This window comes from Micromonospora sp. WMMD754, from assembly GCF_049315235.1.
In the GTDB taxonomy this organism is placed as follows: domain Bacteria; phylum Actinomycetota; class Actinomycetes; order Mycobacteriales; family Micromonosporaceae; genus Micromonospora; species Micromonospora sediminicola.
In genome coordinates this window covers 1,023,961-1,044,812 of the sequence record NZ_CP186058.1, presented here as the reverse complement: position 1 = coordinate 1,044,812, position 20,852 = coordinate 1,023,961, and the positions used below count along the sequence as shown (strand labels likewise).

Sequence of the window (20,852 nt, the reverse complement as noted above, 5' to 3'; positions counted from 1 at the left end):
TGATCCCGGGCGGGGCGGCGGGCGATATCCTCGGCGGGACTTCCCCGCGGGCCGCCCGGCTCCGGGACGACGCGGACGCCGAGGTGGGCCGATGGTGGGCGAGGCCGGCGGGCTGGCGCGCGCGGCGGTGGTCGGCACCGGGTTGATCGGCGGCTCGGTGCTGCTCCGGCTGCGCGACGCGGGCCTCGACGTGGCCGGCTGGGATCCGGAGCCGGCGGTCCGGCGTCGGCTGCGGGATCGGGGCGTCGCGGTGTCCGAAACGGTCGAGCAGGCGGTCGCCGGCCGGGACGTGGTGTTCGTCTGCGGGCCGCTGCCCACGTTGCCCGCCATGCTGGCCCGGGTGGCCGCCGCGACCGACGACCGGTGCGTGCTCACCGACGTGGGCAGCACCAAGGCGGAGGTGGCCACGGCGGCCACCGCGCAGGGGCTCGGGCGCCGGTTCGTGCCCGGCCATCCGATGGCCGGCGCCGACCGGGCCGGCCTGGGTGCGGCCGGCGCGCACCTGCTCGACGGCGCCGCCTGGGTGCTCTGCCCGGGGCCGGCCGGCCTGGACGCGTTCCGTCGGCTCGCGGCGTTGCTCGTCGACGTCTTCCACGCGCGGGTGGTGCCGATGTCGGCGCCGGAGCACGACGCCGCCGCCGCGCTCGCCTCGCACGTGCCGCACGTGCTGGCGGGGGCGTTGGCCGGCACGGTGCAGCGCTCGGCGCTGCGGGACGCGGTGCTGGCGCTGGCCGCCGGCAGTTTCGCCGACGGCACCCGGGTCGCCGGTGGCCCGCCCGAGCGGACCGCGAACATGCTGCTCGCCAACCGGGACCGGGTGCTGGTCGAGTTGACCGCCGTCGGCGCGTTCCTGGACGAGGTGGCCGCGGCGTTGCGGGCCGGCGACGCCGACGCGCTGACCGGCCGGCTGGCCGAGGCGCGGGCGGCCCGGGCCACGCTGTACGCGCGGGGGTTCACCGCGCACCAGCGGGAGTTCCCGGCCGGCGCGGACCACGCCGGCGAGCTGGCCTACCTGCGTGAGCTGGGCGCGGCGGGCGGTCACCTGACCGGGTGCCGGGTGACGGCCGGCGCGGTCGGCTACACGGCGCACCTGCCGGCCACCCCGCCGTTAGGCTGAGCGGCATGGCGGACGCACCGGTCGTGGCGGTACGCGGCGAGGCGTACCGGGAGGTGGCCCCCGAGCTGGCCCGGTTCACGGTGACCGCGGTCGCGCGGGACCGCGACCGGGAGACCACGCTGACCCGCCTCGCCGAACGGGCCGCCGCGGTGCGCGCGCTGCTCGACGCCGCCGGGTCGACCGTGGAACGGCGGGAGACCGGCCAGGTCCGGGTCTGGCCGGTGACGAAGCGCTCCGGCGAGCGGGTGGTGGCCTACCAGGGCAGCGTGAGCACCACGGTCACGGTCACCGACTTCACCGCGCTGGGCGAGCTGATGCTGCGCCTGGCCGACCAGGAGCAGGTCGAGGTGGCCGGTCCGGTGTGGTCCCTGCGGCCGGACAGCCCGGCCTACCGGGAGGCGCGGCACGCCGCGATCGCCGACGCGCTGGTCCGCGCCCGGGAGTACGCGGAGGCGCTCGGCGCCCGGGTGACCGCCTTGCGGGAGCTGGCCGACACCGGTCTGACCGCCGCGCCGCCGATGCTGGCGAAGGCCGCGTTCGCCCGGTCCGGCGACTCCGCTCCGGAGCTGGAGCTGGATCCGGCCCCACAGCCGGTGCAGGCGGCGGTCGAGGCGCGGTTCACCATCAGCGAGCCGGTGCTCGACTGATGCCGCCGGCCCAGGTCCTCCCGCTCCGCGAGCTGGTCGCCCGGGCCCGGGCGCTCGCCGAGGACGGCCCCCGGCAGCTGCTCGGCATCGCCGGCGCGCCCGGGGCGGGCAAGTCCACGCTGGCGGAGCGGATCGTGGCCGAGGTCGGTGCGACCGCCCGACTGGTGCCGATGGACGGCTTCCACCTGGCCGGGTCGGCGCTGGCCCGGCTCGGCCGCACGGGCCGCAAGGGCGCGCCGGACACGTTCGACGTCAACGGGTTCGTCACCATGCTGCGCCGGCTGCGGCGGCTGGAGCCGACGTCGGTGTGGGCGCCGGAGTTCCGCCGCGACCTGGAGGAACCGGTCGCCGGGGCGATCGAGGTGCCGCCCGAGGTGCGCCTGGTGGTCACCGAGGGCAACTATCTGCTGCTGCGCGACGACCCGTGGGAGGAGGTGCGTTCGCTGCTGCACCAGGCGTGGTTCCTCGACCTGGACGCCGAGCTGCGGCTGCGCCGGCTCACCGCCCGCCACGAGGCGTACGGGAAGTCGCCGGAGCAGGCACGCGCCTGGGCGCTCGGCAGCGACGAGGAGAACGCCCGGCTGGTGGCCGGCACGGCGGGGCAGGCCGACCTGGTGGTCCGGTTAGCCGATCCGTTGCCGGGGTGACGGCACGGTCCGGCGCAGCAGCCGGGCCACCACGGCCCGCTCGCGGGCGAACTCGACCGCCTCGGGATATCCGCTGTGGCTGCGGATCGGCGGGTCGGCCACCTCGCCGCCGGAGGGGTGCAGCGCTTCCGGGTCGGTCACCGGCACGTCCCGCTGTCCGGCGCTGACCGGCCAGCCGAGCGGGTCGGTGTTCCGCCAGAAGTTCGTCCAGGCGACGTGCCCGCCGGGCCAGGTGACCGCCCGGGCCAGCGTGCGCAGGCGCTCGGGTCCGAAGTAGGCCGGGAAGACCCGACCGTAGAGCCGGGTGAGCTGGCAGCCGTAGGAGAAGAACCAGGTCCGTCGCCGCCACCGGCGGGGCAGTTGGAGCAGCACCGCGGCGCAGATGACGGTGCCCTGGCTGTGCCCGGAGAGGATCACCCCGTCCATCCGGTCGGGATGGTGTGGTGGCAGCGCCAGCAGCCCGGCCACCCGGGTCTGGAGTTCCGGCACGGCGCGCTCGGCGTAGCTGGGCGGGGCGAGCGGGTGCGCCCCCCGGGGCCAGAACGTGCACACGTCCCAGATGACGCCCACCGACCGGCGGACCGAGTCGGTGCGGTAGATCAGCAGCCCGAGCGCGCTCGTCATCACCGGCAGCCAGCCGAGCAACGCGTCACCCCGCTCGGCGGCCCAGTGGACCGCGGCCTGCCAGCCGGCCGGGGAGAGCGGGCTGGGCCGGTGGCCGGAGAGTGCCGCGGCGCAGCAGAGGGTGACCAGCGCCGCGGAGACGGTGGCGTAGCAGCCGACCAGCCGGACGGCGTGCTCGCCGACGAGCCGGTGCAGGGCCCGGTAGGTGCTGACGTCACGGCACCGACGCAGGTCGTGGGCGGAGAGGCCGCCGGCGGCGGTCAGTCGGCCGTACTCGGCGCGGCGCAGGCGGTGCAGCAGGACCGCGACCCGCACCAGCAGCGCGAGCAGGGCGAGCAGGCCGATCACGCAGGCCAGCCCGGCCCAGAACACGGCGAGCGGCGGCACCACCCGGCTCGGCCCGCTCGGCTCCGCCTGCCCGTCGAGCCGGTCGCTGACCCAGTAGAGCAGCCCGGCGCAGTACGCCACGGCCATCATCCAGCCGAAGCCTGCGATGACCGCCGGCGCGCACCCGCGCCAGGCGAGATCGGTGTACGCCCCGAGCGGCTGGGCGGGCACGGCGGGCCGGAGGCGGGGCAACAGCAGGCCGGCGACGGCCAGCGCGACCACCGGGCCGACGAGCATCCAGGTGTTCACTCCGTCCGGCGCGGGGGGAAGACCCGGTAGGCCGCGCTCGATCCAGGTCGTTCCGAGCGGCAGTAGTACCGCGCCGAGCACCGGTCCGAGCAACGCCCGCCGGCCGGAGCGGTTCGCCGCGGCGATGGCCACCAGCAACAGCACCTGGTAGGTGACGAGCCAGGCGACCGCGGTGTCGTACCCGGGCAACGACCGGTCGGTGCGGCATCCGGCCAGGTGGGGTTGCGCGACGCACCCGATCGGCGGTCGGTAGGTCGACAGCGGCTGACCGGCCGGACCGTCCGGGAGCAGCAGCAGGGCGAACGTGCCGACCAGACTCAGCAGGGTGAGCCCGGCCACCGCCGCGCTCCACCGGCCGAGCGGGGTCGCGCCCTGGCGCCGGCTGAGCCAGGGGCGACCCACCGCGACCACGGCGATCGCCACCACGGCGGCGAACAGCGTCACCGTCGACCAGGCGATCACGGCCCGCGTGCCACGTGGCGGATCCATGATCATGACGGCGGCCACCGGCACGGCGGCGGCCACCACCGCCCCGGTGCACAGGTGCAGCACCGCGGCCCGGCGCAGCTGGCCCTCCCCGTTCCAGAACGTCGGGTCCTGCAACGGGTTCTCCGGCACTTCCGGCGGTTCCGGTCGCTCGACCGGCTGACCGCCGTCCTCCGGCGCGATCTGGCGGTGGCGGGGCTCGGCCGGCATCTGCGCCTCGTACTGGTAGGTGCGCCAGGCCACCAGGCCGATCGCGCCGACCACGAGCAGCGGGAGCAGCAGGCCGAGGGCGAGCGCCCGGGTGCCCTGGCGCCACCAGGAGTTGCCGAGGAACTCCCACGGCCCGGGGAGCTGGCCGAGGCAGTCCCGTCCGACGCACTGCCAGCCGATGAGGTCTACGCCGACCCCGGTCACCGCGATCACCAGGGTGCAGGTCAGGCTCAGGCAGAACAGCCGGATGAGCCAGGCGGTGATGCCGGACCGGCTGCCCCAGCGCTCCTGGTCCGGGTCCGGCGGGATGCCGGTGCGGGCGTGCAGGGCGACGTTGGCCAGCGCGAAGGGCAGCAGGAGCGTCCACAGGGCCCGCTCGACGTCCCGCCGGGTCCGCGCGCCGGAGGTCAGCCGCCCCCAGCTGTACGCCTCGACCGTGACCGGGTCGTCCCGCTGGGCCGCGCTCGACCGGTAGAAGCCGGTCACCGGCCCGCCGGCGACCTGTGCGGGTTGCGGACCGTCACCGCCTGGCGTGCCATGGAGACCGAGCAGCTGATCGGGCGGGGTGTTGGACACCCCGTGCACCCGCAGCTCCAGCACCCGTTCCATCGCGCCTCCCCGGAGTGAACTCCTCACTACCCAGGGTGCACGCCCGTCCCGGAATCCGCATCCGCTGGAACGCTTGTTTTTGCAGGTCAGGCCGGATCCCCGAGGGTTCTGACCGGACGCGCAGGGTTACCGACCGCCACCACGTTCGCCGGCAGGTCCCGGGTCACCACCGCGCCGGCACCCACCACCGTGTTGTCGCCGATGGTCACCCCGGCGAGCACGATCACTCCGCCGCCGAGCCAGACGTTGTCACCGATGGTGATGGGTTCGGCGGCTTCCCACTTGGCTCGCCGGGCCTCCGGCTCCACCGGGTGGGTGGCGGTGAGCAGTTGCACGTTCGGTCCGATCTGGACGTCGGCGCCGATGGTGATCCGGGCGACGTCGAGGAAGACCGCGTTGAAGTTGACGAAGCTGCGCGGCCCGATGTGGGTCTGGAAGCCGTAGTCGCAGTGGAACGGCGGCCGTACCCAGGTGTCCTCGCCCAGCGTGCCGAGCAGGTCGCGCAGAGCGGCGAGTCGGCCCTCCGGGTCCTCCGCGGAGCTGCGATTGAAGCGTTCGGTGAGGCGTGCGGCGCGGTCCAGGTCGGCGATGATCGCGGGGTCGTCGGCGATGTACGGCTCGCCGGCGAGCATCCGGTCCCTCATGGCGGTCATCGGTGGATCATGCCCGGTCCGCCCGGCGGTGCGGTACCGGTTCGGTCGGATTGGCGACTTCCCGTTGCATACCCGGTATGCAATTCTGATAACTCGTATCGATGTGTTCCCCATCGATGAAACGTCTGACGGAGGAGGAAGGTTGCTCCGGAACCGCAGAAAACTGGCCGCGTTCGGCCTCGCCCTGGGGCTGACGTTCGGTCTGCCCGTACCCGCACAGGCCGCCCCGACCGGCACGCCCGCGCCGACCCGGGCGCCCGGCCACCCGGTCACCGTCACGCTGATCACCGGCGACCAGGTCACCGTCGCGGCCGGCGGCCGCGCGGCGGTGCGCCCCGGCGCCGGCCGGACCGGCCTCCAGTTCGTGGTCGGCCGCGACCGCGACCGCCTCACCGTGCTGCCCCAGGACGCGCTGCCGCTGGTCCGGTCCGGCCGGCTCGACAAGCGCCTGTTCGACGTCACCGGGCTGATCGAGGCCGGCTACGACGACGCCCGCCGCGACACCGTGCCGCTGCTGGTGTCGTACCGGCCCGGGGTGGCCCGGCGGGCGACGACGCCGCTCGCCGGCACCCGGGTGACCCGGGACCTGCCGGCCATCGGCGGCGCGGCGGTCGTCGCGACCAAGCGCGACGCCCGCGCGCTCTGGGACGCGGTCGGTGCCGGCCGGTCCGGTGCGCGGCTCGACGCGGCGGGGGGTGTCGACCGGATCTGGCTGGACGGCCGACGGCGGGTGACGCTGGACCACAGCGTGCCGCAGATCGGCGCGCCGGCGGCCTGGGCCGCCGGCTGGACCGGCAAGGGCGTCAAGGTCGCCGTGCTCGACACCGGCGTCGACCTCACCCACCCGGACCTGGCCGGCAAGGTCGCCGAGGCGCGCAACTTCAGCGAGGAGGCCAACCCCGACGACATCGTCGGCCACGGCACCCACGTCGCCTCGACCATCGCCGGCAGCGGGGCCGCCTCCGGCGGGAAGTACCGGGGTGTGGCCCCGGACGCCACGCTGCTCTCCGGCAAGGTCTGCGAGGTCTTCGGCTGCACCGAGTCGGCGATCCTGGCCGGCATGCAGTGGGCCGCGGCCGAGCAGCACGCCGCCGTGGTCAACATGAGCCTGAGCGGCCCCGACAGTCCGGAGGTCGACCCGCTGGAACAGGCGGTCGAGACGCTCACCGCGCAGACCGGCACGCTGTTCGTCACCGCCGCCGGCAACGACGGCATCGACGGTTCGGTCGGCTCGCCGGCCAGCGCCGACGCCGCGCTGGCGGTCGGCGCGGTGGACCGCGACGACGAACTGGCCGACTTCTCCAGCCGCGGCCCGCGGGTCGGCGACGGGGCGATCAAGCCGGACATCACCGCGCCCGGCGTGGAGATCGTCGCCGCCCGGGCCGCCAACGGGCAGATCGGCGACCCGGTGGGGGACCGGTACGTCTCCCTCTCCGGCACCTCGATGGCGACCCCGCACGTGGCCGGCGCGGTGGCGCTGATCGCCCAGCAGCACCCCGGTTGGACGGCGGGCCGCTACAAGGCGACGCTGATGGCCTCGGCGCGGCCGCACCCCGACCAGACCGCGTACCAGCAGGGCGCCGGCCGGGTCGACGTGGCCCACGCGATCACCGAGCGGGTGACCAGCGAACCGGCCTCGGTCTCGTTCGGCGTCGCGGCCTGGCCGCACACCGACGACCAGCCGATCAGCCGGACGGTCACCTACCGCAACGACGGGCCGGCGCCGCTGACCCTCGACCTGGCCACCACGTTCGCCGGTCCCGGCGGCCGGTCCGCGCCGGCCGGGATGATCACCCTCAGCGCCTCCCGACTCACCGTCCCGGCGGGCGGCGCCGGGCAGGTCACGGTCGTCGTGGACACCCGCCTCGGCGGCGTCGACGGCTACTGGACCGGCCGGCTGACCGCCCGGTCCGGCGACACCGTCGCGGTGACGCCGCTCGCGGTGGACCGCGAGGTGGAGAGCTACGACCTGACCGTCACGCACCGGAACCGGGCCGGCGCCCTGACCGGCGACCACTACACCAGCCTGCTCGGTCTCGACGACGGCAGCTACCGGGACGTGTACGACGCCGACGGCGACGCCAGGGTCCGGGTGCCCAAGGGCCGCTACGGGGTGCAGAGCCTGCTCTTCGTGGACGGCGACCAGGGCTGGTCCGAGGTCTCCATGCTGGCGCAGCCGGAACTGGTGGTGAAGCGCGACCAGCGGGTCGTCCTGGACGCCCGGCGGGCGAAGCCGGTCCGCACCACCGTGCCGCAACGCGGCGCGGCCCCGCTGCTGATCGACTTCACCGCCGCGTGGGGGTTCGGTGACTACTACGCCAGCTTCGGACTCTGGACCGACCGCTTCGACGGCCTCTACTCGGCCCAACTCGGCCGGTCCGTCTCCGACAAGGTCTTCGTCGGCTCGCTGACCAGCCAGTGGCTCGAACCGACCGCGCCGGAGCGCAGCCCCTACTTCTACGGGTTGAGCGACCTGTTCCCCGGCCGCTTCCCGACCGGGTTCACGCGGCACTACCGGGCGGCCGACCTGGCCCACGTCACCAGCCGGTTCGCGAACGGGTACGCGGGTCTGGAGAACGAACGGATCGTCTACCCGGAGCCGGACTACAACATGGGCGGCTCGGCGATCGTCGTGCCCGTCCAGGTGCCGGGCAAGCGGGTCGAGCACCTCAGCACCGTCCGGACCCGCTGGAACTTCGAGCTGGACCTCGGCCGGCGGGACCCGGACGGCTGGCTCGAGACGCAGGCGGTGCTGGAGTCGGGGCCGACGCGCTACCGGGCCGGACGCGACCACCGGGAGGACTGGAACAACGCGCCCTACGGCCCGTCCTTCCCGCAGCCGCGCTGGCCGGAGCAGGGGATCACCCGCACCGGTGACACGATCGTGGTCTCGCTGCCGGTGCACAGCGACGCGGCCGGGCACGGTGGCGGTTCGCTGAACGACACCGAACGGACCGCGCTCTACCGCAACGGCAAGCTGGTCGGCGAGTCGCCCTACCCCGGGTACGGCGACTTCGAGGTGCCGCCCGGCGCGGCGAACTACCGGGTGGAGACCAGCGCGACGCGGTCCTTCACGGACCTGAGCACCGAGGTGTCGGCGAGCTGGACGTTCCGCTCGAAGCGGGTGCCGGGCGAGGTGCCGGCGCGGCTGCCGGCCATGGCGGTCCGGTTCACCCCGGCGCTCGCGCTGGACGGCACCGCGCCGGCCGGTCGGACGTTCACCGTCCCGGTGGCGGTGCAGCGCCAGCCCGGCGCGCCGTCGGGCAAGGTCGCGGCGCTCACCGTCGACGTCTCCTACGACGGCGGGAAGACCTGGCGGAAGGCGGCCCTGAAGAAGCAGGGCGGCGGCTGGACGGCCACCGTCCGGCACCCGGCCGGGCCGGGCTACGTGTCGCTACGGGCCTCGGCCCGCGACGACGCCGGCAACACGGTGACCCAGCGGATCATCCAGGCGTACCGCCTGCGGTGAGCCGGACCGTCCGGGTCCGCGGCGATGCCGTCGCGGACCCGGACTCCGAACCTCAGTCGTTGGCGTGCAGGGCGGCGTTCAGTTCGATGCCCCGCCCGGTGCGCGGCTTCGCCTCCAGCGCACCGGTCACCGAGTTGCGCCAGAACAGCAGCCCGTCGACGCCGGACAGCTCGCGGGCCTTGACCACCCGGCCGTCCGGCAGCGTGACCTTGGAACCGGCGGTGACGTAGCAGCCCGCCTCCACCACGCAGTCGTCACCCAGCGAGATGCCGATGCCCGCGTTCGCGCCGACCAGGCTGCGCTCGCCGATGCGGACCTTGTCGGTGCCGCCGCCGGAGAGCGTGCCCATGATCGAGGCGCCCGCGCCGACGTCGGAGCCGTCGCCGACCACCACGCCCTGCACGATCCGGCCCTCGACCATCGAGGTGCCGAGCGTTCCCGCGTTGAAGTTGCAGAAGCCCTCGTGCATGACGGTGGTGCCGGAGGACAGGTACGCACCCAGCCGGACCCGGTCCGCGTCGGCGATCCGCACCCCGGCGGGCACCACGTAGTCGGTCATCCGCGGGAACTTGTCCACCCCGTGGACGGCCAGGTGGCGGCCGGCGGCGCGCTCGATCACGCGCAGCTCGTCCACCCGCTCCGGCGGGCACGGCCCCGCCGAGGTCCAGGCCACGTTGGCCAGCTTGCCGAAGATGCCGTCGAGGTTCAGCTCGTTGGGCCGCACCAGGCGGTGGGAGAGCAGGTGCAACCGCAGGTACGCGTCGGCGGCGTCCTTGATCGGGTCGTCCAGCGAGCCGATCACCGTGGTCACCTCGACCGTGCGCAGCCCGGGGAGCGCCCGCTCGCCGATCGCGCCCGGAGGCAGGTCGAGCACGTCGGCCTGGTCCTCCCCGGGCACCAGCGGAAGCTCGCCGAGGCCCAGCTTGCCGGTCGGGTACCAGGTGTCGAGCACCTGGTCGTCGGCGGTCACGGTGGCCAGGCCGATGCCCCACGCGGATGGTGCGGACGTCACGATGTCACCCTCTCGTCAAGGCGGCGGCGTCCGCCGCTGCTCGCGGCCGCGGGCGCGGAACGTGTGCCTCGCGCCCACCGAGGATGACGGTACCGTGCGAGACATGCAGAACCCGTTGACCCCCGAGGTCCTGGCCGATCCGGTGGCGCTCACCCGTGCCCTGGTCGACATCGAGTCGGTCTCCCTCAACGAGAAGGCGATCGCCGACTGCGTCGAGGAGGTGCTGCGGGGCGTACCGCACCTGACCACCTACCGGCACTCGAACACCGTGATGGCCCGCACCGACCTGGGCCGGGCCCAGCGCGTGGTGCTCGCCGGCCACCTGGACACCGTCCCGCTCAACGGCAACTTCCCGTCGACCATGCGCGGCGACCTCATGTACGGCTGCGGCACCTCCGACATGAAGTCCGGGGTGGCGTTCGCGCTGCACCTTGCGGTGACGCTGCCCGACCCGCGCTACGACGTCACCTACTTCTTCTACGAGGCCGAGGAGATCGAGTCGCGCTACAACGGCCTCACCCTGGTCGGGCAGACCCACCCCGAATGGTTGCAGGCCGACTTCGCGGTGCTGCTGGAGCCCACGTACGGCATCGTCGAGGCGGGCTGCCAGGGCACGATGCGGGCGATCGTCACCACGCACGGCGAGCGGGCCCACGCGGCCCGGTCCTGGCACGGGGTGAACGCCATCCACGGCGCCGGGGAGGTGCTGCGCCGGCTGACCGCGTACGAGGGGCGCCGGGTGACCATCGAGGGCTGCGACTACCGCGAGGGGCTCAACGCGGTGCGGATCACCGGTGGCGTGGCCGGCAACGTGATCCCCGACCACTGCGAGATCGAGATCAACTACCGGTACGCGCCGGACCGCGACCCGGCGGCGGCCGAGGCGCACCTGCGCGAGGTCTTCGTCGGCTTCGACCTGGCGGTCACCGACGCGGCGGCCGGCGCGGCGCCGGGGCTGGAGAGCCCGGCGGCGCAGGAGTTCCTGGCGGCGGTCGGCGCCGCGCCGATCGGCAAGCTGGGCTGGACGGACGTGGCCCGCTTCGCGGCCATGGGCATCCCGGCGCTGAACTTCGGCCCCGGCGACCCGAACCTGGCCCACCACAAGGACGAGCACGTCGAGCTGACCAAGATCCGGGACGGTGCGGCCACCCTGCACCGCTGGCTCGCCCCGGCCTGACGTACGCGATCCGGGGCCCGCGCGTCGGCGCGGGCCCCGGACCGTCAGACGGTCGTGGTCAGCGGCGCGTCCGCCTCGCCGGCGTCACCGGCGAGATCGGAGCGGTGGGCCTCCATCATCCGGGTGCGGCGGCGCTCGGCCACCACGTCCCGGATCCGTCGCTGCATCTGCCGGCGGATCCGGATCATCTCGCTGTTGCTGATCAACGCTGGCTCCTCCCCCGAAGGCGCGTCGCCCGGGCATACCGGGTATGTGAATAGTAAGACGTACGGGCGAGCGAATTAGTTGCCCTTGATCGCAAAGAATTTCTCGGGCTCGCCGGCCTCCGCGCCGCGCCGCCGGCGCTCCACTACGGTGGCCCCATGAGCGAGAGCAGCGGGAGGCCGGCTGAGCGGGGGCCGCGAGGGGAGCGGCACCGGGGAGCGGTCACGTTGCGCAACCGGGCGATCCCGACCAGCACCGCGGACCAGCGGCTGCTCGACTCCCGGGGGCGCAGCGACTGGAAGACCAAGGACGCCTGGCGGGCGCTGCGGATCCTGTCCGAGTTCGTCGAGGGGTTCGACACCCTCGCCGACCTGCCGCCCGCGGTCAGCGTCTTCGGCTCGGCGCGGAGCAAGCCGGACAGCCCGGAGTGCCGGCTGGCCGAGGAGCTGGGCGGTGCGCTGGCCCGGGCCGGCTACGCGGTGATCACCGGCGGCGGTCCGGGCGTGATGGAGGCCGCCAACCGGGGCGCCGGCGAGGCGGGCGGTCTCTCCGTCGGGCTCGGCATCGAGCTGCCGTTCGAGCAGGGCCTCAACGACTGGGTCGACCTGGCCATCGACTTCCGCTACTTCTTCGCCCGCAAGACCATGTTCGTCAAGTACGCCCAGGCGTTCGTGGTGCTGCCCGGCGGCTTCGGCACGATGGACGAGCTGTTCGAGGCGCTGACCCTGGTGCAGACCGGCAAGGTGACCCGGTTCCCGGTCGTGCTGATGGGCGCCGACTACTGGCGCGGCCTGCTCGACTGGCTGCGCGACAGCATGGCCGCCGAGGGCAAGATCGGCCCGAACGACCTGGACCTGATCTGCGTCACCGACGACGTCAACGAGGCGGTACGACACATCGTCGAGGCCGAGGCGGTGCTCTCGGCCGAGCAGGAGGCGGTCCGCGAGGAGGCCGTGGCCCGGGTGGCCGCCGACCAGCGTGCCGCCGCCGACGCCGCCCCCGAGGGTCCGGCGGGGCAGCCCTGACATGGCCAACGTCTGCGTGTTCTGCGCGTCCTCCCGTACCCTCGACGACCGCTGGCTGGCGCTGGCCACCGAGACCGGCGCGGAGCTGGCCCGGCGGGGCCACACGCTGGTCAGCGGCGGCGGCTGCGTCGGCATGATGGGCGCCGTGACGGACGGCGCGCGCGCCGCCGGCGGTCGCACGGTCGGCGTCATCCCGCAGTCCCTGGTCGACCTGGAGGTCGCCGACCTGGCCGCCGACGAGCTGCTGGTCACCGACGGGATGGCCAGCCGCAAGACGCTGATGGTCGACAAGTCGGACGCGTTCGTCACGTTGCCCGGCGGCCTGGGCACGCTCGACGAGCTGTTCGAGGTCTGGACCACCGCCACCCTCGCCCTGCACGCCAAGCCGATGGTGCTGGTCGACGCCGACGGGTTCTACCGGCCGCTGCTCGACTGGCTCGGTTCGCTGGCCGACCGCCACTTCCTCAAGCCGGCCGGCATGGACCTGCTGATGGTCGCGGACAGCGTGCCCGCCGCCCTCGACCTGATCGACGCCCGCCTCACCTAGCCGCCCTTCCCCGCGCCGCCCCGTTGACACCCATACCGTTCCACTCACCCGTAGCGAAGCGGGCCGGTGGAACGTCATGGGTGTCTGCGGCCCCGTTTGACACCCATACCGTTCCACTCACGGCGTGCGGGCGGGGCGGGTGGAACGTCATGGGTGTCTGCGGGCCCGCCGGCGGGGTCGGGATTCCGCTGCGGGCGGGCTTCGCACGGGGTTCGAGGGACTGTTCGGGGTGCGGGAGGCCGCGAGCGACCGGCGCTCGGGGCACGCCGGGCCCACTGCCGGCCCGTGTGCCAACCGTTCCCGATGCCCGGGTGAGCTGCGGCGCGTGGGGTGGCGTCGGTTTCCGGGTGTCGTACCGGCGTGGTGGGATGTCGGGTGATGCAGGCGTACCGGTTGGTGCGCCGGCCCGGCGACGCGGGGGCGGGGGTCACCCACGACGCCGGGGCGGGGCAGGGGGTGAGCCGGTCCGACGGGCCGGCCGTGACGCAGCCGCGATCCGGGGGGTCGACGGGCGATGCCGCGCACCCCTCGCACGCCCGGGCCGGGGCCGACGCCGAGGTGGGGTCGGCCGGAGGCGCTCGCCGGCGGGTGGATCCGGTGCAGGCCGAGGTCGTCGCGCACACCGACGGGCCGATGCTGGTCGTGGGCGGTCCCGGCACCGGTAAGACCGCCACCCTGGTCGAGGCGGTGGCCGCGCGGGTGGCCGAGGGCGTCGATCCGGAACGCGTCCTGGTGCTCACGTTCGGCCGGCGCGCCGCCACCGAGCTGCGCCACCGGATCGAGGCGCGGATCGCCGGCGACGGGCACCGGGTGCTGCGCGAGCCGCTGGTCCGGACCTTCCCGGCGTACGCCTTCGGGCTGCTCCGCCGGGCCGCCGCCGAGCGCGGCGAACCCTCGCCCCGGCTGCTCACCGGGCCGGAGCAGGATCTGATCATCCGGGAGCTGCTCGACGTGGTCGGCGAGGACCCGGACGACGACCCGGTCGGCTGGCCGGAGGACCTGCGCCCCGCGCTGCGGACCCGGGCGTTCGCCCAGCAGCTCCGCGACCTGCTGATGCGGGCCGCGGAGCGGGGCGTCGGCCCGGTCGAGCTGGCCCGGCTGGGCGAGAAGTTGGGCCGCGCCGACTGGCCGGCCGCCGCGCGCTTCCTGCGGGAGTACGTCGCCGTCCTCGCGCTGCGCGACGTGAGCAACCGGGGCTCGGTCGCGTACGACCCGGCGGAGCTGGTGCGGGCGGCCACCGGGATGCTGCTCGACGACCCGGAGCTGCTCGCCGCCGAACGCCGCCGGCTGGCCCACGTCTACGTGGACGAACTGGCCGACACCGACCCGGCCCAGCTCGACCTGCTCGCCGTGGTGGCCGGCGGCGGCGCACCCCTGGTCGCCTTCGCCGACCCCGACTCGTCCACGTACGCCTTCCGCGGCGCGGACCCGGCCGGGGTCACCACGTTCCCGCACCGCTTCCGGACCGCCTCCGGCGCACCGGCCGCCCAGGTCACGCTGACCACCTCCTACCGGGCGGGGCCGGAGCTGCTGGCGGCCACCGCCCGGCTGGCCCGCCGGCTGCGCGGCCCGGCGGCGCACCGGCGGCTGCGCCCGCTCCCGGACGCCCCGGCCGGCGCGGTCGAGGTACGCACGTTCCGCTCGGCCACCAGTGAGTCGGCCTGGCTGGCCCACGCGCTGCGCGAGGCGCACCTGCTCGACGGCGTGCCCTGGTCGCGGATGGCGGTGCTGGTCCGGTCGACCGGCCGGCAACTGCCGTCGTTGCGCCGGGCCCTGCACACCGCCGGCGTGCCCACCGTCGTGCACGGCGAGGACCTGCCGCTGCACCTTCAGCCGGCGGTGGCCCCGCTGCTGCTCCTGCTGCGGTGCGCGCTCGAACCCGACCGGCTGGACGAGGAGGCGGCGGTCGCGTTGCTGCACTCGCCGCTGGGCGGGGCCGACCCGCTGGCCGAGCGGCGGCTGCGCCAGGGATTGCGGGCGTTGGCGCTGGCCGGGGGCGACCGCCGTCCCTCGGGCGAGCTGCTGGTGGAGGCGCTGCGCGACCCGGCCGAGCTGGCCGCGATCGAGCGGCGCTGGGCGGCTCCCGCGCAGGCCGTGGCCCATCTGCTGGCGACCGCCCGGGAGGCCGCCGGCACCCCCGGCGCCACCGCCGAGGACGTGCTCTGGGCGGTGTGGCGGGAGAGCGGGCTGGCCGAGCGCTGGGCCGGGCAGATCACGCGGGGGCGGGCGGCCACGGGTGAGCACGAGACCGCCCAGCGCTGGCGGGCCGAGGCGGCCGACCGGGACCTGGACGCGGTGCTGGTGCTCTTCGACGCGGCGGCCCGGTTCACCGACCGCCTGCCCGGCGCGCGCACCGAGGTCTTCCTCGACCACGTGCTCGGGCAGGAGCTGCCGGCGGACACGCTGGCCGCCTCGGCCGACCGGGGCGAGGCGGTACGCCTGCTCACCGCGCACGCCGCGAAGGGCCTGGAGTGGGACCTGGTGGCCGTCGCCGGGGTGCAGGAGGGCGTCTGGCCGGACCTGCGGCTGCGCGGCAGCCTGCTCGGCTCGGAGCGTCTGGTCGACGTGCTCGCCGGCCGCGCCGACGGGGCCGGCCTGCGGGCCAGCCTGGTCGGGCAGACGTCGGCGTTGCTGGACGAGGAGCGGCGGCTGTTCCACGTCGCGGTCAGCCGGGCCCGGCGCCGGCTCCTGGTCACCGCGGTCGCCTCCGCGGCGGTCGGCGGCGACGACCACGAGGAGCAGCCCAGCCGGTTCCTGCACGAGCTGGCCGCGACCGACCCGCCCGCCACCGGCGCGGGCGGCACCACCCCGCCGAGCCCTGACGGCGACGGCCCGAACGGCGACGGCCCGAACGGCGACGGCCCGAACGGCGACGGCCCGAACGGCGACGGCCCGAACGGCGACGGCCCGAACGGCGACGGCCCGAACGGCGACGGCCCGAACGGCGACGGCCCGAACGGCGACGGCCCGAACGGCGACGGCCCGAACGGCGACGGCCCGCACGGCGAGCGACGTGACGCCGCGACGCCGAACGGTGGCGGCCCGGCGGGCGGAAGCGGCACCCGTGGCCCGGGACAGCAGCCGGACGGGCCGGTGCCGCACGGCGACGAGCAGCCGCAGGACGCGACGCCCGGCGTGCTCCCGGTGACGTTGCCGCCGCGCGGGCTCACCCTGTCCGCGTTGGTGGCGGAGCTGCGTACCGCGGTCACCGACCCGGCGGCGCCGATCACCCGGCGGCACGCGGCGGCGGGCGAGCTGGCCCGGTTGGCCGCCGCCGGGGTGCCCGGCGCGCACCCGGAGGACTGGTGGGGGCTGCGCGGGCTCTCCGACGACCGGCCGCTGGTCGACGAGGGCGAGCCGGTCCGGGTCACGCCGTCGGCCATGGAGAGCGCGTTGCGGTGCAGCCTGCGCTGGCTGCTGGAGCGGCACGGCGGTAGCGGGCCGGCCAGCGCCGCGCAGGGCGTCGGCAACCTGGTCCACGCCGCCGCGATGCTGGCCGAGGACGCCAGCGTCGACCGGGAGGCGCTGCTGGAGTACGTGGCCGCCCGGTTCGACGCGATCGAGCTGGCCGCCCGGTGGATGGCCGGGCCGGAACGGCAGCGCGCCGAGGCGATGGTCGACAAGTTGCTGCGCTGGTTGGCCGGCAACCCGCGCCGGCTGCTCGCCATCGAGCACGAGTTCGCGGTCCGCCTCGACGACCCGTCCCGTCCGGTCGAGCTGACCGGCCGGGTGGACCGGCTGGAGGTCGACGACGAGGGGCGGCTCGTGGTGATCGACCTGAAGACCGGCAAGTCGACGGCGGTCACCGAGCGGGAGGTCGCCGAGCATCCGCAGCTCGGGGCCTACCAGGCGGCCGTGGAGGCGGGCGGGTTCGCGGAGTTCGGCGGGGAGTCCGGCGGTGCCGCGCTGGTGCAGCTCGGCACCGGCGCCCGGGACGCCAAGGAGCAGGCCCAGGCCGCGGCCGGCGAAGGCCCCGAGGCCGGTTGGGCGACCGCGTTGGTCCGCCGCACCGCCGACACGATGGCCGCCTCGACATTCGCCGCCGTGGCCAACTCGAAGTGCCGGGTCTGCCCGGTACGCACCAGCTGCCCGGTCTCCGGCCAGGGCCGCCAGGTGGTCGAGCCGCCCCCGGAGAGCTCATGACGATCCAGCCGGCGCTGTTCGGCGCCACCGCCACCCCGACGCCGCGCGCCGCCGACGCCGGGCCCCGCTACACACCTGTCGAGCTGGCCCGGCTGCTCCGGCTGCCGGCGCCCACCCGGGAGCAGGCGGCGATCATCGCGGCGCCGGTGGAACCGCTGCTGGTGGTCGCCGGCGCCGGTTCGGGCAAGACCGAGACGATGGCGGCCCGGGTGGTCTGGCTGGTCGCCAACTCCTACGTCCGCCCCGAGCACATCCTCGGGCTCACCTTCACCCGCAAGGCGGCCGGCGAGCTGGCGCACCGGGTGCGGACCCGGCTCGACCAGCTCGTCCGCCGGCTGGGCCGGCAGGGGCGGGACCCGCAGGACGACCCGCTCGCGGGCGAGCCGACCGTCTCCACCTACCACTCGTACGCCGGGCGGATCGTCACCGAGCACGGGCTGCGGGCCGGGTACGAGCCGACCACCCGGCTGCTCACCGAGGCGTCCCGCTGGCAGCTGGTCGACCTGCTGGTCCGCAACTACGACGGCGACATGTCCGAGGTGGACCGGATGCCGTCCACCATCACCGACGCGGTGCTCGCCCTCGCCGGCGAGCTGGACGAGCACCTGGTCGACCCGGACGAGCTGGCGGCCTGGACCGGCCGGTTCTTCGCCGAGGTGCAGTCGCGTCCCGGGCGGGTCTACGCCGACGTGCGCAAGGCGCTCCAGCTCCAGCAGACCCGGCTGAAGCTGCTGCCGCTGGTGCGCGCGTACGCCCGGCGCAAGGACGACTTCGAGGCGATGGACTTCGCCGACCAGCTCGCCCGGGCGGCCCGGGTGGCCCGCGACCACCCCGGCGTCGGCGTGATCGAGCGGGACCGGTTCCGGGTGGTGCTGCTCGACGAGTACCAGGACACCAGCCACGCCCAGGTGGTGCTGCTCAACGCGCTGTTCGGCGGCGGCCACCCGGTGACCGCGGTGGGCGACCCCTGCCAGTCCATCTACGGCTGGCGCGGGGCCAGCGCCGGCACGCTCGACCGGTTCCCCGGCGAGTTCGCCCGCGCCGACGGCACGCCCGCCGCAGTGCTCGGCCTCACCACGAGCTGGCGCAACCGGCCGGAGATCCTCGCGGTCGCCAACGCGCTCTCGGTGCCGTTGCGGGCCGCCGGCGCGCGGGTGCCGGAGCTGCACGCCGCGCTCAGCGTCCGCGACCCGATCCCGCACCGCACGCCGGGCGGGCAGGCCGCCGGCACCGTGCACTGCGCGCTCCTGGAGACGTACGCCGACGAGGCCGACTGGATCGCGGACAGCGTGCTGGCGGCCTGGCGGGGCGCGGCCGCAATGCCGGGCGCGCTGCCGGAGCACATCCCGGCCGACCGCCGGCCGACCACGGCGGTGCTGGTGCGGCTGCGCAGCCAGATCCCGGCGATCGAGGCGGCGCTGCGGGCCCGCGGGCTGCCGGTCGACGTGGTGGGCCTCGGCGGCCTGCTGGACACCCCGGAGGTACGGGACGTGGTCTGCACCCTGCGGGTGCTCGCCGACCCGACCGACGGGGCGGCGCTGCTGCGCCTGCTCACCGGCGCGCGCTGGCGGATCGGCCCGCGTGACCTGGTGGCCCTGCACCGGCGCGCCCGCGCGATCGCCCGGGGTCGCCGGGAGCTGACCGGCGACGACGGGCCGGAGATCACCGTGGACGCGCTGGACGAGGCGACGCTGGTCGAGGCGCTGGCCGACCTGGGGCCCGCGCAGGCGTACTCGGCGGAGGGCTTCGCCCGGCTGCGGTCGTACGGGATGGAGCTGGCGCTGCTGCGCTACCGGCTGGACCAGTCGCTGCCGGAGCTGATCGCGGACATCGAGCGCACGATCGGGCTGGACGTCGAGGTGGCGGTCCGGGCCGGCCGGGACGGCGCCGGCGACGCCGGCCTGGCCCGGGCCCACCTGGACGCGCTGGGCGACGTCGCGGCCCGGTTCAGCGGCGAGACGCCCGGTGCCACGCTCGCCGGTTTCCTCGCCTACCTGACCGCCGCCGAGGACGAGGAGCGCGGGCTGGCGCCGGGCGAGGTCGAGGTGGTGGCGGGCGCCGTGCAGGTGCTCACCGCGCACGCGGCGAAGGGCCTGGAGTGGGACGTGGTGGCGGTCGCCGGTCTGACCCGGGGCGTCTGGCCGGGGCCGGTCCGCAACTCCGACCACTGGCTGGGCGGCCTCGGCGTGCTGCCCTTCCCGCTGCGCGGCGACGCGGACGGGCTGCCCGAGCTGGGCCTGCCGGATGCGGCGGACCAGCGCGGCGTGGCCCGGGCGGTGACCGACTTCACCGACGCCTGGCGGGCGCACGACGAGCGGGAGGAGCGCCGGCTGGCGTACGTGGCGGTGACCCGGCCCCGTCGGCTGCTGCTCTGTTCCGGCTACTGGTGGGGTGAGGGGACGAAGCGGTTCCGTGGCCCGTCGGTGTTCCTCCGCGAGATCTACGACGTCGGCCTGGCCGGCGTCGACGGACACGTGGTCGACGCCTGGGCGCCGGAGCCGGCCGGGGACGCGGTCAACCCGACCACGGAGACGGTGCTGCGCGCCGAGTGGCCGGCCGACCCGCTCGGCGCCCGGCGGCCCGCGCTCACCGACGCGGCGGCGCTGGTCCGCCGTCACCTCGCCGATCCGGAGGCGGCCCGCCGCGAGGCGGCCCTGCTGGCCACGGTCGGTCCCGTCGCGACCCCGCTGGCCCCGCCCGACCCGGCGTCGCCCCCCGCCGACCCGGCGGGCGACGATCCGGAGGTGGCCCGCTGGCGGCGCGAGGCCGACCTGCTGCTCGCCGAGCGGGCCGAGCTGGCCCGCCGGGCCGAGGCGGTCGAGGTCGAGCTGCCCGGCCAGCTCTCGGTGACCCAGCTGGTGGCGTTGCGCCGCGACCCGGAGGCGCTGGCCCGTACGCTGCGCCGGCCGATGCCGAGCGAACCCAACCCGTACGCCCGGCGTGGCACCGCCTTCCACGCCTGGCTGGAGCAGCGCTTCGGCGCCGACCGCCTGCTCGACGTCGACGAGCTGCCCGGCGCGGCCGACGACGACGCCGCCCCGGACGAGGCGCTCGCCGAGCTGCAGGAGCGCTTCCTGGCCAGCGAGTGGGCCGACCGGGTGCCGCTGGAGGTGGAGGTGCCGTTCGCCACGGTGATCGCCGGTGTGGTGGTCCGGGGTCGGATGGACGCCGTCTTCGCCCGCCCGGGCGGGCGCTACGACGTGGTCGACTGGAAGACCGGCCGGCAGCCCGTCGGCCGGGAGGCGGACGCCGCGGCGGTACAGCTGGCGGTCTACCGGCTGGCCTGGGCCGAACTGGCCGGGGTGCCGGTCGACCGCGTCGGTGCCGCCTTCCACTACGTCCGGGACTCCGCCACGGTCCGCCCGACCGACCTGCTCGACGCCGCCGGTCTGACCGCGCTGGTCGCCGACGTCCCGGAATTTTCCCGGTGATCTCCCCACCGGCCGAGATCCGTGATACGTTGTCCGGGTTGCAGTTTTGGTTTCCAGAGACTCTGTGTGCGCCTGGCGGATTGTGGCCCCAGGCGCTCTTTGTTGTGTCCGGAGTTCTCCGGGCGGGGCGACCAGCAGCGACAGGCACGCCGTGCGACCATCGCGCGGTGGGCTCCTCTCCGGCCCGCAACACGTGCGGGCCGACCGTTCCGTCA

The 20,852-nt window shown here is 75.5% G+C and carries 13 protein-coding genes; 9 read left to right on the top strand and 4 right to left on the bottom strand.

What is annotated here, in order from left to right; all coding sequences use genetic code 11:
- Positions 1-91: 91 nt before the first annotated feature.
- The 3 genes from ACN27B_RS04885 to ACN27B_RS04875 are packed head-to-tail and all read left to right on the top strand — an operon-like array spanning position 92 to position 2,411.
- Positions 92-1,117, top strand: a complete 1,026-nt coding sequence (locus ACN27B_RS04885) for a prephenate dehydrogenase (protein WP_422743672.1) — start codon at positions 92-94, stop codon at positions 1,115-1,117.
- Between the two features lie 5 nt (positions 1,118-1,122).
- Positions 1,123-1,764 carry an SIMPL domain-containing protein gene (locus ACN27B_RS04880; protein ID WP_099163752.1) on the top strand — a complete coding sequence of 214 codons (642 nt, stop codon included), beginning with the start codon at positions 1,123-1,125 and terminating at the stop codon, positions 1,762-1,764.
- Positions 1,764-2,411 (top strand): nucleoside/nucleotide kinase family protein, encoded by a 648-nt coding sequence (locus ACN27B_RS04875; RefSeq protein ID WP_422743670.1) that lies wholly within the window; start codon positions 1,764-1,766, stop codon positions 2,409-2,411. Before ACN27B_RS04880 ends, ACN27B_RS04875 begins: the two co-directional genes overlap by 1 nt.
- Here the strand turns inward: ACN27B_RS04875 and ACN27B_RS04870 are convergent.
- Both ACN27B_RS04870 and ACN27B_RS04865 read right to left on the bottom strand, forming a co-directional pair.
- Positions 2,388-4,976, bottom strand: a complete 2,589-nt coding sequence (locus ACN27B_RS04870) for a hypothetical protein (protein WP_099163754.1) — start codon at positions 4,974-4,976, stop codon at positions 2,388-2,390. The genes ACN27B_RS04875 and ACN27B_RS04870 overlap by 24 nt on opposite strands.
- 86 nt (positions 4,977-5,062) lie before the next feature.
- Positions 5,063-5,629, bottom strand: coding sequence for a sugar O-acetyltransferase (locus ACN27B_RS04865; protein ID WP_099163755.1), 567 nt, complete (start codon positions 5,627-5,629; stop codon positions 5,063-5,065).
- Between the two features lie 142 nt (positions 5,630-5,771).
- Between ACN27B_RS04865 and ACN27B_RS04860 the strand changes: the two genes are divergently transcribed.
- Positions 5,772-9,098, top strand: a complete 3,327-nt coding sequence (locus ACN27B_RS04860; RefSeq protein ID WP_099163756.1) for a S8 family serine peptidase — start codon at positions 5,772-5,774, stop codon at positions 9,096-9,098.
- A 52-nt stretch (positions 9,099-9,150) separates the two neighbouring features.
- On the opposite strand, the gene dapD is transcribed toward ACN27B_RS04860, so the two are convergent.
- Positions 9,151-10,110: a 2,3,4,5-tetrahydropyridine-2,6-dicarboxylate N-succinyltransferase gene (dapD, locus tag ACN27B_RS04855; protein ID WP_099163757.1), complete on the bottom strand. Its 960-nt coding sequence runs from the start codon at positions 10,108-10,110 to the stop codon at positions 9,151-9,153.
- A gap of 103 nt (positions 10,111-10,213) precedes the next feature.
- On the opposite strand from dapD, the gene dapE reads away from it, so the two are divergent.
- Positions 10,214-11,287, top strand: a complete 1,074-nt coding sequence (dapE, locus tag ACN27B_RS04850; RefSeq protein ID WP_098747223.1) for a succinyl-diaminopimelate desuccinylase — start codon at positions 10,214-10,216, stop codon at positions 11,285-11,287.
- Positions 11,288-11,331: 44 nt separating this feature from the next.
- Here dapE and ACN27B_RS04845 read toward each other — a convergent pair whose 3' ends face one another.
- A complete protein-coding gene (locus tag ACN27B_RS04845) occupies positions 11,332-11,493 on the bottom strand; it encodes a hypothetical protein (protein WP_172967923.1) in 162 nt (53 codons plus the stop codon).
- Between the two features lie 156 nt (positions 11,494-11,649).
- Here ACN27B_RS04845 and ACN27B_RS04840 point away from each other — a divergent pair, with 156 nt between their 5' ends.
- From ACN27B_RS04840 to ACN27B_RS04825, 4 genes are all read left to right on the top strand, one after another.
- Entirely contained in the window at positions 11,650-12,516 is an 867-nt protein-coding gene (locus ACN27B_RS04840; protein WP_091570715.1) for a TIGR00730 family Rossman fold protein, read from the top strand.
- Between the two features lies 1 nt (position 12,517).
- The gene (locus ACN27B_RS04835) at positions 12,518-13,063 is read left to right on the top strand and encodes a TIGR00730 family Rossman fold protein (RefSeq protein WP_091570718.1); all 546 of its coding nucleotides are present in this window, start codon (positions 12,518-12,520) and stop codon (positions 13,061-13,063) included.
- Between the two features lie 378 nt (positions 13,064-13,441).
- Entirely contained in the window at positions 13,442-17,206 is a 3,765-nt protein-coding gene (locus ACN27B_RS04830; protein ID WP_422745851.1) for an ATP-dependent helicase, read from the top strand.
- The gene (locus ACN27B_RS04825; protein WP_099163760.1) at positions 17,203-20,637 is read left to right on the top strand and encodes an ATP-dependent helicase; all 3,435 of its coding nucleotides are present in this window, start codon (positions 17,203-17,205) and stop codon (positions 20,635-20,637) included. Before ACN27B_RS04830 ends, ACN27B_RS04825 begins: the two co-directional genes overlap by 4 nt.
- Positions 20,638-20,852: the final 215 nt, after the last annotated feature.

Bases quoted from the DNA above. Each gene is read 5' to 3' on its own strand.
- ACN27B_RS04865 (WP_099163755.1), bottom strand. From the start codon at position 5,629: ATGACCGCCATGAGGGACCGGATGCTCGCCGGCGAGCCGTACATCGCC.
- ACN27B_RS04870 (WP_099163754.1), bottom strand. From the start codon at position 4,976: ATGGAACGGGTGCTGGAGCTGCGGGTGCACGGGGTGTCCAACACCCCG.
- ACN27B_RS04835 (WP_091570718.1), top strand. From the start codon at position 12,518: ATGGCCAACGTCTGCGTGTTCTGCGCGTCCTCCCGTACCCTCGACGAC.
- ACN27B_RS04885 (WP_422743672.1), top strand. From the start codon at position 92: ATGGTGGGCGAGGCCGGCGGGCTGGCGCGCGCGGCGGTGGTCGGCACC.
- ACN27B_RS04840 (WP_091570715.1), top strand. From the start codon at position 11,650: ATGAGCGAGAGCAGCGGGAGGCCGGCTGAGCGGGGGCCGCGAGGGGAG.
- ACN27B_RS04825 (WP_099163760.1), top strand. From the start codon at position 17,203: ATGACGATCCAGCCGGCGCTGTTCGGCGCCACCGCCACCCCGACGCCG.
- ACN27B_RS04830 (WP_422745851.1), top strand. From the start codon at position 13,442: ATGCAGGCGTACCGGTTGGTGCGCCGGCCCGGCGACGCGGGGGCGGGG.
- ACN27B_RS04880 (WP_099163752.1), top strand. From the start codon at position 1,123: ATGGCGGACGCACCGGTCGTGGCGGTACGCGGCGAGGCGTACCGGGAG.
- ACN27B_RS04875 (WP_422743670.1), top strand. From the start codon at position 1,764: ATGCCGCCGGCCCAGGTCCTCCCGCTCCGCGAGCTGGTCGCCCGGGCC.
- dapE (WP_098747223.1), top strand. From the start codon at position 10,214: ATGCAGAACCCGTTGACCCCCGAGGTCCTGGCCGATCCGGTGGCGCTC.